We start from the raw sequence: 11,499 nt of genomic DNA, 5'->3' as shown, positions 1-11,499 counted from the left end.
CTGGCAAAGTCAGTACGCGCGGCGTTCGACTGGTCGTCCGCGATGAACCAGTTTGCCATCCTGTTTGGAGAGCGTTTCACCAACGCACGCGGGTGACTCCGCTAACCGCCTCGCACACAAAAATGCGGACAGGTTCAAGTGGTCCAACAAGCGCGGCCGTGGAGAACCGACAAAATTTATGACGGCACTTGCTCCGAACGTCAGCTTTCGGTCTGCGCTCATGTGCAGCGCAGCGACACCGACAATGTGCGTTACCACGCATTGAAAATCTGAAACAAATTGTGTGATTTGATACATCTTGATCATTTACTAAGAAGGTCACTAAAAGAGCGCTACGGGGAAGGTGCCGGGTTTCAAAGTACTTCAAAGCGCTGATTGTTCAAGCGAATATAAAAACAGCGAGGCGCTCGTTACCGACCGACTTGACGTCAGTGAAGAACGCAATCGCTGAGGCAACCGCCAACGAAGTAAGCGCGTCGAGACCAGTTGTCGCAAAGTGAATGAATGCAAGAGTCGGCATAAGCCGACCTTCGACCGAACCCAGTTACGAGTTGTTGTCGCCGGAAACGGTGGCGCAGGCCGGCGTCACTGTAGTTACTGTCCGGCACTTAAGCTTCTAATAAATCGATACGACTCGAACTGGGACACGGCGAACATCGCCGAAGCCGACCTTTTCAGAATCAACGACACACGAGCGCTCTCTTCAGCGCCCGCGGAGGTGAACTCGCCTCTCGGCTCCGATTTGGCTTATTCTTCACCATGGAATCCGCTTCACGGAATCAATCCTGCTCGTCGACCAAAGTCGCAAAAATAAGCAAGGGGCAAATGCTAGAAGAGTCACAACTGGATGATTGCCCACGGCCCGGCGAAGACTGCATGCATGCACTCGCCACTTGCTTGGAACTTGCGCTCAACACTGACGATGCCTGCGTAGTCATAGTTGAACCAAGCAATGACGTCTGCGAAGTTTATATCGGCAATCCATGGGGCGCCGAGGGAGGCCTTGAGTTACGCGGCACGTTGAGCACAGTCATGACAGACGGCGTACTCGAAAGCACTGCCTTTGGCGAGAATGAGTTCATGATTAACGGCCAAAGGTATCGCTTCTTCCGCAGCTTCGTTCAGCTAGCGCTCGGTAGCGCCGTTGCCTTTTCGATTGCATGAGAACTGGGGGTGGCACTCGCTCACCACAAGCCAGGCGTAACTCGGCTCAGCTTACGGTAAGTCCACAGCGTATTAACGGTAGTGGCGGCGATGACAATGCCGGTGGTTGTGCTTCTTGTGATAGTGGTGCGGTCGAGCATTCGCAATCGCGGGCAGACCGAATGCGGCGACCAGAAGGGCTGCCATGGTTTTCTTGAGCATGTTTTTCATCGATTTGCCGACAGGCTGCACGGCTTGTCATACCCAACGGAAGAGCAACGTTCATTCTAGAGAGCTATCTCACAAATGGGACGTCCAATTAAATTTGTCGCGTCGCAGTAACTGGCTTTGCTCGGCATACGACGCGAAAGCACATAGCCAATCTCGTTCGATATGTAGGGTTCGCGCTGCAGGTCCGCTGTCATCCCTTCTGCGCGTTGAGGCGTTATGACGGTGTGTCTCACAAACCCCCGTCGTGATAGGAGCTAGTATGCGCAAGGTTTTGTTCGGCGTCGTTTCGCTTGGTCTGGCAATGGCGTTCTCAGCGCCGGTTTTCGCGGCGGGATGTTTGAAAGGCGCAGCAGTCGGTGGCGTTGCCGGCCATGTTGCTGGTCATCACGGGGTGGTTGGCGCAGCCGCCGGGTGCGCAATTGGCCATCACGAAGCGTCGAAGAAGGCAAAGGTTGCGAGCCAGGCGGCTGCAGCAAGCGCACCTGATGCTGCGGCTTCGAAATAGAAAGAAGCTCGAGCGCGGCTGCTTGGCGTTTAGCTACTTAATCTCCGGTACGCATTCAGGTGCCGGATAAGGCCGCGCCGGTCGCCGTGCTTATCCAGCAAAATGGCAAGATTGTGATGTGCATCCGCATAATCTGGGTTGAGCGCGAGACATTTTTCGTAGCCTTCTCTCGCCTCATCAAGGCGGTCCATCATGTCGAGCGCCACCGCTCGATTGAAGTGCAGAATGGCGTCTGACGGGAAGTGCTGCAACGCTTCGTCAAAGACGCTTAGCGCCTCGCTGCACTGATGTTCTTGTTCGCAGAGCAGCGCGCCCAAGTCCACGTACGCGGCGTAGAATGGCTCAGGGGATAGCTCGATGGCTCGTCGATAGTTAAGCTCCGCCGCGCTTGGTTCCGTCTTCACCAACTTTTCAGCGAGCTCGTACCGCTCGCGCGCCTGTGCTGCCGCTTGGCTCTTGCGTTCGGGCGTTGATTCCAGCAAGACGACATCTCCAGCAACCTCGGCAATCTCGAAATCCAACAGCATCTGCCCGCTTAGGGCATCCCACCGCGACGGTCCCTTTTTCACAACGATTGCGTCGCCTTCTGCGGCCACTCGAATACCAGACAACGGGAGCTCGTCAGGAAGTTCACGTCTGAGCCGAGTAAGCGCGGCACGTAGCTTCCTTGGGGTCGTGTTTGAGGTTCGAAGTTGAAGCGCGGTGCGCAGTAGAACCACGTCGCGAAAAGAAAAGCGTAGAGCGTTGCGCGGTCCACGCGTTGGCGTGACGAGTCCAAGCTCGATGAGTCCATCCACGACACCTCTCGAAACACCCAGCATTGACTGGAGCTTCGAAAGCGAGACGTGGTGTGATACGTCGCGCTTGCTCACTTGCGAGCACGCACTTTTGCCGGAGCTTCCGCTGCAACCTTTGGCGCCCGTGCAGCGGGCTTGCGCGCCTTGGGTACAGCGGGCTCTTCAACTTCTTCAACGGCCTTGACCGCAGTCCTTCGCTTCGGCGCAGGCTTCGCTTTTCCATTGCCCTTGGAGAGACTGGCCTTCAGTGCTTCCATCAAGTCAATGACTTCTCCGCCTGCAGGCGCCTCGTGTGCTTCGGCGGCAATAATCTGCTTGCCTGCAATTTTTTGGTCGATTGCTTCTAACACGCGTTTCTTTTCTTCGTCTTCGTAAGCAGAAGCGTCGTACGAGTCTTCGGCACCCTGCTCAATGATTTGAACCGCCAGTTTCAACTCCGATTCGGAAACCGCGGCATGCTCGACGTCGTGGTCTTTAAGCGACCGTACCTCGTCTGCGAACAGGAGTTGTTGAAAGACCATGCCGTCTTCGGCGGCTCGCACCTGGACGATACGAGTCTTGCCCTTGTACGACCACTTTGCGAGCGCACACCGGCCAGTTTTCGCAAGCGCCTGCTGCAGGAGGCTGTACGGCTTGCCGCCCCGCTTGTCCGGGGCGATGAAGTAGGCCTTGTCGTAGTAGAGAGGGTCGACTGCCTTTTCGGGCACGAACGAGACAATTTCGACGACGTGACTCGCACCTTCTTCTAGCGCCTTGAGTTCGTCAGCGCTAAAGACAACGTACTTGTCCTTTTCGAACTGGTAGCCCTTTTGCATCTGCGCGCGCTCGACGACCTTGCCGGTTGCCTCCGAGACGTATTGCTGCTTAACACGCGAGCCGTCCGGCCCCAGCATGTTGAACCGGACTTCCGACGAGCTTTCTGTCGCCGAATAGAGTCGGACGGGAATGGAAACAAGTCCGAAGGACAGAGAGAGCGACGCAATCGAGCGAGCGGCCATGAGCTTCTCCCAGACGGCAGCGAATTGGAAATTCGCCAGACGTAACCAGATGAGCGAATAGCCGGCCGCAGCTGAGGTCGGCATGAAGCTCAGGATAGCACTAGGCGTGCCGCGGCTTGGGTCTAATTGTCGGTCACGCCCCTCTGCTTGAAGAGACAGTCTCCAACGGCACCCCCGCCGTGATATCGACAGGCGGTGGATAGCGCCTCGCTCGGCCGTGCGGACTGAGCAAGACTGGCGACGGCTGCACTGGAACGTGTAGCTCCTCCACTCGCGTCGGGCCCCTGCGCTTCACAATCTCAACGCTGACTCCTCGCTCAGCCGGCCTTACGGCAAGGCGCAGCGTCGCTGGCGAAGAGTCTTGCGCACAGGCGAGCGGCCGCACGACGACGACAAGTCGCAGAACGCACATCTCCGCCGGCACAATGTTTGCAGCGGACATGCCTCCAGACCGAGGGAGCCACTATGGTTTCGTACAGAAACGCCTCCGCGCAGCCGCCCCTCGACCGCTACAAGAAAAAACGGAACTTCAGCGTCACGTCAGAGCCCAGCGAGTCAGCGCAATCCAGTAAAAAGACTCGCACCGCGAAGCGCTTGAGTTTCGTCGTTCAAAAACACTGGGCGAGTCGGCTCCATTATGACTTCCGGCTCGAACACGGCGGCGTATTGTGGTCGTGGGCTGTTCCCAAGGGACCGTGCTACGACCCGAGCAAGAAGCAGATGGCCGTCCGTGTCGAGGACCATCCCATCAGCTATGCAGGATTCGAAGGGATAATTCCAGCGAAGCAGTACGGTGCAGGGACGGTAATTGTCTGGGACCGCGGGACTTGGGTGCCGGTCGGCGATGCGAACAAGGGCATGGAAGATGGCAAGATTTTGTTTCAGTTGCATGGCGAAAAGCTCGCCGGGCTCTGGGAGCTTGTGCGGATATCAAAACCCGGCGACAAAGCCGATTCTTGGATGCTTTTCAAAAAGCGAGACGAGTGGGCGCGTCCGCTTGCCGAGTACGACGTTATCAAAGCTCTGCCGGATAGCGTCATAGCAAACCCACTTGGGCCTATTGAAGAACGGGAGCCTCGGATTGCGCAGAGCCGACGAGCCGAGGAGTCGAACATTGACCTGTCGGCCGCCGTTGCCGCGCCACTTCCAGCGAAATTCGAGCCTCAACTTGCCACGCTCGCGCCGTCCTTGCCAACAAGCGGAGACTGGATAATTGAGTCCAAACTCGACGGGTACCGGCTACTCGCTCGGGTAAGCAAAGGACGGGTGAAGCTTCTCACGCGCAATGGACATGATTGGACATCTCGATTCCCACTGTTGGCGACTGAACTCAAAAATCTTCCGCTGACGAACGCCTGGCTGGATGGTGAGATTGTCGTGCTAAAGGACGGCATCCCGAGTTTCTCCGCGCTACAAACCGCAATCGATGGCCAAGGAAACCGGGACATCATTTTCTTCCTCTTCGACCTGATGTATCTCGACGGCAAGGACCTGCGGCAGGTGCCGCTGTGGTCGAGGCGCGCGCTGCTCGCACCCATCGTACAAGGAGCGGGAGAGCACCTGATATATAGCCAGGACTTCGACGCGCCTGCCGCGCAAATTTTCGAAGCCGCGACAGGTTTGGGACTTGAGGGGCTGATGCTCAAGCAGCGCGATGCTCGCTACGAGTCGGGCCGGACTCAGACGTGGCTGAAAGCAAAAGCGAGGTTGAGACAAGAGCTTATTATCTGCGGCATGACCGCGCGCGCCGGTACGTCGAGCGAGGTCGGAAGCCTTTTACTGGGCTATTACGCAGGAAACGAGCTCAATGATGCGGGAAGCGTTGGCACTGGATGGGATTCGAAGACCGCGAGAGACTTATGGAAGCGCCTCGCGCCATTCGAAGTCGACAAGCCGCCGTTCGACACGCCGCTCAAGAAGCCAGGGCGATGGTCGAAGCGTACACTTGGAAGCGAGCGCTGGCTTAGACCGACGTCGGTCGCGGAGGTCGAGTTTGCTGAATGGACCGCAGAGAAAAAACGTAATTCGCCAAGCGTCTTTCATTGGCCTGCGTCTCGACAAGGACGCTCGCGGCGTCGTACGCGAAGCGGGAACGACACAGGCGCCGGAGCCCCTACCGCAGTTAAAGATAACTCATCCAGAACGAGTGATTGATGCTTCCGCGTCGGTAACGAAAGCGGACCTGGTGCGGTACTAGGCGAGCGTGGCGGAATGGATGTTGCCGCACCTGAAGGACAGGCCCATTGCACTGGTGCGCGCGCCTGACGGCATCGATGGCCAACTCTTCTTTCAGAAGCACGCCGAGCGTACAGCGATGCCGGGCTTGACCGCGCACGAACGAGACCTCTGGCCGGGTCACCCGCCATTGCTGACTGTCGACACGTTGGACGCGCTATTGTCCGCGGCCCAAATGAATACCATTGAATTTCACACGTGGAACTCGCTGGTGCCGGTTGTCAGCAAACCCGATAGGGTCATCTTCGATTTAGACCCAGGCGACGGCGTGAAATGGTCTCATGTTCAAGAGGCGGCTCTTCTCGTTCGCACTTTGCTAGCCGAACTAAAACTTGAGGCGTGGCTGAAGACAAGCGGAGGTAAAGGCTTGCACGTTGTCGTGCCGCTAGCTACTCGTCTGGAATACGCAACCGTGAAATCTTTCTCGCAGGCCTTTGTACGGCATCTCGCTCGCACAATCCCCGAGCGATTCTCGGCCGTTTCAGGGCCGGCTAATCGTCTCGGCAAGGTGTATGTCGACTACCTGCGCAACGGCAAAGGGCAAACGACGGCGGCGGCGTTTTCGGCTCGCGCGCGGCCGGGCATGGGCGTCTCGATGCCAATCGCTTGGGAGCAAGTGACTGAAATTAAGAGTGGCGCGCAATGGACCGTTCAAACCGCGCGCGAGTACTTAAGCTTCCAGACGCAGGACCCGTGGGCGGCGTACTGGACGACAAAGCAGACGGTCGCAGCGGCGATAAAGCGGCTAGCGTAATTAAATTCGGGCAGTGGCGTTGGCCGCAATCGCTCAGGTCAGTCTCGACTTAGAAGCCGAATTTGCACGGCGCGTATCTGCAACACCGTGGAAGCGGACCGTAGAAGTAAGACTACGTTTTGCTTACGAATAACGCGACGCTTACGATATATGCAAGTTCAGTCAACATCTTGAATGCTAAACCGCCTTACACAGTAATAGCAGCACGAGAGCTTCCCACCGAGGAAAGCCACGCGGACGCTCCGGCTAAGCGACATTGTCTGACCTGGCCGACGCTTGATGCTATTGAATCGCCGAAGGAGACTCAAGCGCCGTCGGAATTTGCCGTAGATGCAGGATGCCTGCACACCGTCCCCTACCCGCCATGTCCATCAAATTCAAGCTCCGCATCCTCATGCTTCTGACGCTCGCCGCTGCAGTCAGTTGCGTAGCAGTCTCGGTCGTCGGTTTCAACGCCGTCGATGTCGCACAAGAAGCTTCACATCAACAGGAACTGCAAGTTCGGGGGCTAACCGAAATTAAGGCGAGCGCGTTGTCCACTATCGAGCTCGACCCAACCTCCGACGACACCAAAAAGGTTTTCGCTGCCGCCGAGGACAACATCAGCAAGTGGTCTTCTGTCATCTCGCCCCTGTTCGATTCCGTCGAATTGCAGGACCGAATGAAGGACATCACGGTGAAGTGGAAAGCATACGACCGTAAGTCTCTTGACTTAATTGCGCTCGCTGCGCACGACCCGAAATCGGCAAACGACCAAGTCGTGAGCGTCTACCATGGAGACTTTCAGCCGCTTCAGGCCGCAATCGAGTCTCTGACTGTGCAGAGAGGCCAAAGCGCCGAGGCGCTCAAGACCAAAGCACAGAGCACCGGTCGAACGGCACTTATATCTGTCGTAACGGTAATGACTGTGGTCCTCCTCATTGTCATCGGATGGACCCTTGCTCTTTCCAAGGCCATCAATGGGTCGGTGGCAGAGATTCAACGCACGATGCTCGAAGTCGGTAGCACGCTAGACCTGAAAATCCGCGCAAAAATCTCTGGTAACGATGAACTCGGCCGAACAGCTGCGGCGTTCAATGCACTGATGGAAAAGATTTTCACTGCCCTAACCGAAGTTCACGAATCAATTGGCTCTGTGAGCATCGCGTCAAGGCAGATTGCCGCGGGTAATTCAGACCTGTCTTCGCGCACGGAGCAACAGGCCGCGTCGCTTGAAGAGACTGCATCGAGCATGGAGGAGCTAACGGGTACCGTTCGTCAGAATGCGGACAACGCAGCCCAAGCAACACAGCTCGTGGTCAACGCAGCCGGCGTTGCGCAGGACGGAAATGCGGTTGTCTCTCAGGTTGTAGACACCATGGCGCACATTACGGACAGTTCGGCAAAAATCTCGGACATCATTGGGATGATTGACGGCATTGCCTTCCAGACCAACATCCTGGCATTGAACGCTGCCGTCGAAGCGGCCCGTGCCGGTGAACAGGGTCGAGGGTTCGCGGTCGTCGCAGGTGAAGTCAGGACGTTGGCGCAACGCTCTGCCGCCGCCGCTAAGGACATCAAGGCCCTAATCGAAACTTCGACCACGCACGTCTCGTCGGGCAATTTGTTAGTGAGCCAAGCCGGCGTGACGATGGCGGAAGTTGCGAAAACGGTCGCGCGGGTGAAGGACCTTATGGAGGAGATTAAAGCTGCGTCAACCGAACAAAGTCAAGGCATTGACCAAGTGGGCCGTGCGGTGACCCAAATGGACGAAGTGACGCAACAGAACGCAGCGCTCGTTGAGGAAGCCGCTGCCGCGGCGCAATCGCTTGATAGCCAAGCGGACAAACTCAACGCTGCAGTGAAGGCGTTCGTACTGTAAGCTGGCCCCTGTTTGGCGGACTGAGCGAGGGGGCTGCCGGCAGAACATAGGGCGTCGCGTATCGATGCATAGCTCGCGGCCCAGCGTTGCGGCGCGGGTAACATCGCGGTCAAGGATGTTTATTGTCTCCCGAGGCGGTCGAACGGACGCGACGTCTTCCGAGACGCGCCCAATGGCATACTGTGTCGTTGCGCACCGCCGCTATGACTCGGGTGACCAATGGAATGTAAGGCATATGAACTTTGATGCACTTGTCCTGGGCTCGGACATTGTCGGTACTTGCGTGGCCGTTCACTTGCAACGCCGAGGCGTCAAAGTTGCGCTCATCGACCGCAAGGCTCCGGGTAACGAAACGTCTCTAGGCAACGCGGGCATAATTCAGCGCGAGGGCGTCTATCCGTACGCGTTCCCTCGTGACTTTGCCACCATCGCGAAATACGCAGGAAACCGCGCGACCGACGTTCGGTATCATCCGTCGGCAATGCCGAAGTTGGCACCGTTCCTTTTGCGCTACTGGCATTACTCTCGCTCGGACCGTCATGCAGAAAACGCGAGGGCTTACTCGGCACTTATTGAACATAGTGTCGCCGAGCATCACGAGATGATTGAGGCGGCTGACGCTCAACCTTTACTAAGAACGGGCGGCTGGATAAATGCGTTCAGAACAATCAAGGCATTCAACAGGGCTCTGGCCGAAGCATCCCGCTGGCGAGACGAATACGATATCCCTTTCGACACGCTTTCCAACGAAGCTTTACACCACGCAGAGCCCGCGCTCGGTCCCGCGCTTGTTAGAGCCGTTCGATATACTTCGGCCGACTCCGTCAGTGACCCTGCGGGCCTCGTAAAGGCATACGCGAAACTGCTCCAGAAATTGGGTGGCGAAATTCTCGTCGGTGACGCATCGACATTGCAAGATGGATGGCGAGTCACCACAGATGCGGGAGTTGTCACAGCGAACCAGGCGGTCCTCGCTTTGGGACCGTGGTCGAGCGATTTGACCGCGAAGCTTGGATACACGCTGCCGCTCGAAGTCAAACGCGGATATCACATGCACTACGTGGCCAAAGCTGGTCCGGCGCTGAATCAGCCAGTCTTGGATAGCGAAGTAGGATACGTCGTCAGTCCGATGGCTCGGGGAATCAGGTTGACGACCGGCGTCGAGCTTGGCTTGAGGGACTCGCCGAAAACTCCCGTGCAACTCGAAGCGATAGAACCAATCGCCCGCGAGACATTTCCGCTTGGTGAGCGAGTGGACGCCGAGCCATGGCTCGGGCGTCGTCCGTGTACGCCGGATATGATGCCTATCATCGGCCCTGCGCCACGCCACAAAAACCTGTGGTTCGCATTCGGTCACGCTCACCACGGTCTGACCTTAGGGCCGGTAACTGGAAGGATAGTCGCAGAGATGATGACCGGTGAGCTTCCACTTGTGGACCCGAGGCCTTTCCGCGCAGACCGATTTTAGGTAGATAGATTTCTGCGAGTTTCTTGTACGTCTACGAATCTAAAGTGGGTCGCGTGTCAAAAGTTAAAACTCGGTTCGCTAGATGTCTCTTTAACATCGTCGACGTTTTAAAGACTCTTTGAGACACAAAGCCATCATAGGAAGGAAGTCTTTTTCGTGAGGGGGCCGCCGCCTCAGCGCGAGCCTCTTCCCCCTTAATTCGGTAGCTCGGTCTGCAGGATGACACATTTTGCCCGAGGCCATGCAGTTCCACAGCGGCAGCATAAAGAGGTTCTGGCTCAGTCAAAGACAAGCGGGACATGGCTAAGCGTGGAGAATAGCGCCGGCCGTATCACAAGTCGTCCCAGTTTCAGCACAAGGAATACGCAACTTATGCGCTGCCGTCGTCCTCGCGTAGGACGTCGTCGTCAAGCATCGACCGACGTTCTGGATGAAAGTCCTTCCCGGGAGGACGAGTTCTTCTGCCTCATCGGTCGTCTCCTCAACGAACAAGAGTACCGTCTGCTTCACGCATTCAAGTCAAACTTTCAGGGTGACGCAGGAGTGCAGGCATTGGAATCGAATGTCGTTCGTGAGTTGGAGGCGTTGACCGCTCATTGGGCTAGGGTGCAACTTCTGGAGCGAGTGAAAGATGGAACGAAGGTGCAGCCAATCAACCCTTTTGCTCCGCGGCAATCAAATTCAACCGCGTAATGGCGCTCGATGATTTTGCGCATCACCGGCCGATTCGAGGAACTTGATACCATTGCATTGTCACTTCGACCTGCGTAGCGTTCTCAATCGTTCTCCAAGCTATCACTGCTTAAGTGTGCTAGTCGGAGCGTGCCCCGCCCATCCTTTCACGGGCGACTTTCACGCAAGTTAAGGCTGCCTGTTCAAGCCAGCATATTCGCATGTCGACGTACTCAAATTCGTTCTTAAAACCCCTTGGTGGGGCGTCGCCGCACTCACCTTTTCAGCCTTCATCTTCAACACGACGGAGTTCGTCCCCGTTGGACTATTGTCCGACATCGGCAACAGCCTCGGGATGCGTCCGACTGATGTAGGCGTCGTGATGACCATTTACGCCTGGACGGTGTCGATAGCGTCTTTGCCATTGACGTTGTTTGTCGGAGAGGTGGAGCGTCGCGCGCTACTCATGCGAGTCTTCACGATTTTCATCCTCAGCCACGTCATTGTTGGAATCGCGCCCAATTTCGAAGTCCTCGTGCTGGGCCGAATCGGCGTTGCATTTGCGCATGCGGTCTTTTGGTCTGTCTCAATTCCGCTTGTTGTGCGCCTAGTCCCTCCAGAGGGAGAACAGCGCGCACTAGCAATGGTGTCTATCGGCACGTCGGTCGCCATGGTTGCGGGCGTGCCCATTGGCAGAGCGATTGGCGATATTCTGGGATGGCGCGCGACGTTTCAAATCATCGCAGTTGCAGGTGTACGTAAGCGCCTCGCGGCGGCCATTCTCGATGCATTGCGCACGTATGGCATGCTCGTGGCAGTGCGGTGACCAAAGGTT

9 protein-coding genes are annotated in these 11,499 nt (G+C 56.8%); 7 read left to right on the top strand and 2 right to left on the bottom strand.

What is annotated here, in order from left to right; all coding sequences use genetic code 11:
• The first annotated feature begins 876 nt into the window (after nt 1-876).
• Together NCT03_RS30815 and NCT03_RS30810 are read left to right on the top strand one after the other, a co-directional pair.
• Nucleotides 877-1,164 carry a hypothetical protein gene (locus NCT03_RS30815; protein ID WP_250469781.1) on the top strand — a complete coding sequence of 96 codons (288 nt, stop codon included), beginning with the start codon at nt 877-879 and terminating at the stop codon, nt 1,162-1,164.
• A 511-nt stretch (nt 1,165-1,675) separates the two neighbouring features.
• Nucleotides 1,676-1,879 (top strand): hypothetical protein, encoded by a 204-nt coding sequence (locus NCT03_RS30810; protein ID WP_250469785.1) that lies wholly within the window; start codon nt 1,676-1,678, stop codon nt 1,877-1,879.
• A 29-nt stretch (nt 1,880-1,908) separates the two neighbouring features.
• On the opposite strand, the gene NCT03_RS30805 is transcribed toward NCT03_RS30810, so the two are convergent.
• A complete protein-coding gene (locus NCT03_RS30805) occupies nt 1,909-2,751 on the bottom strand; it encodes a tetratricopeptide repeat protein (RefSeq protein WP_250469780.1) in 843 nt (280 codons plus the stop codon).
• Nucleotides 2,748-3,674 (bottom strand): non-homologous end joining protein Ku, encoded by a 927-nt coding sequence (gene ku, locus NCT03_RS30800; protein WP_250469784.1) that lies wholly within the window; start codon nt 3,672-3,674, stop codon nt 2,748-2,750. Before ku ends, NCT03_RS30805 begins: the two co-directional genes overlap by 4 nt.
• Nucleotides 3,675-4,139: 465 nt before the next feature.
• Here ku and ligD (NCT03_RS30790) point away from each other — a divergent pair, with 465 nt between their 5' ends.
• The 5 genes from ligD (NCT03_RS30790) to NCT03_RS30775 all read left to right on the top strand — a co-directional run bounded on the left by ligD (NCT03_RS30790) (nt 4,140) and on the right by NCT03_RS30775 (nt 11,490).
• Complete coding sequence (ligD, locus tag NCT03_RS30790; protein WP_350030196.1) at nt 4,140-5,828, top strand: non-homologous end-joining DNA ligase; 1,689 nt, start codon at nt 4,140-4,142, stop codon at nt 5,826-5,828.
• 61 nt (nt 5,829-5,889) lie between these two features.
• Entirely contained in the window at nt 5,890-6,663 is a 774-nt protein-coding gene (ligD, locus tag NCT03_RS34255) for a non-homologous end-joining DNA ligase (RefSeq protein ID WP_350030195.1), read from the top strand.
• A 364-nt stretch (nt 6,664-7,027) separates the two neighbouring features.
• Nucleotides 7,028-8,524, top strand: a complete 1,497-nt coding sequence (locus tag NCT03_RS33930) for a methyl-accepting chemotaxis protein (protein WP_284503537.1) — start codon at nt 7,028-7,030, stop codon at nt 8,522-8,524.
• A 235-nt stretch (nt 8,525-8,759) separates the two neighbouring features.
• Nucleotides 8,760-9,992, top strand: coding sequence for an NAD(P)/FAD-dependent oxidoreductase (locus NCT03_RS30780; RefSeq protein WP_250495210.1), 1,233 nt, complete (start codon nt 8,760-8,762; stop codon nt 9,990-9,992).
• Nucleotides 9,993-10,863: 871 nt separating this feature from the next.
• Nucleotides 10,864-11,490 (top strand): MFS transporter, encoded by a 627-nt coding sequence (locus tag NCT03_RS30775; protein ID WP_502800446.1) that lies wholly within the window; start codon nt 10,864-10,866, stop codon nt 11,488-11,490.
• Nucleotides 11,491-11,499: the final 9 nt, after the last annotated feature.

Source organism: Caballeronia sp. GAWG1-1 (assembly GCF_023631465.1).
Lineage (GTDB): Bacteria > Pseudomonadota > Gammaproteobacteria > Burkholderiales > Burkholderiaceae > Caballeronia.
Note: the sequence above shows the minus strand (reverse complement) of the source record. Positions and strands in the feature narration are given on the sequence as shown.

Excerpts from the sequence above, each read along its gene's own strand:
- ligD (WP_350030196.1), top strand. The coding sequence starts at position 4,140 with ATGGTTTCGTACAGAAACGCCTCCGCGCAGCCGCCCCTCGACCGCTAC.
- ku (WP_250469784.1), bottom strand. The coding sequence starts at position 3,674 with ATGGCCGCTCGCTCGATTGCGTCGCTCTCTCTGTCCTTCGGACTTGTT.
- NCT03_RS33930 (WP_284503537.1), top strand. The coding sequence starts at position 7,028 with ATGTCCATCAAATTCAAGCTCCGCATCCTCATGCTTCTGACGCTCGCC.
- ligD (WP_350030195.1), top strand. The coding sequence starts at position 5,890 with ATGTTGCCGCACCTGAAGGACAGGCCCATTGCACTGGTGCGCGCGCCT.
- NCT03_RS30780 (WP_250495210.1), top strand. The coding sequence starts at position 8,760 with ATGAACTTTGATGCACTTGTCCTGGGCTCGGACATTGTCGGTACTTGC.
- NCT03_RS30815 (WP_250469781.1), top strand. The coding sequence starts at position 877 with ATGCATGCACTCGCCACTTGCTTGGAACTTGCGCTCAACACTGACGAT.
- NCT03_RS30810 (WP_250469785.1), top strand. The coding sequence starts at position 1,676 with ATGGCGTTCTCAGCGCCGGTTTTCGCGGCGGGATGTTTGAAAGGCGCA.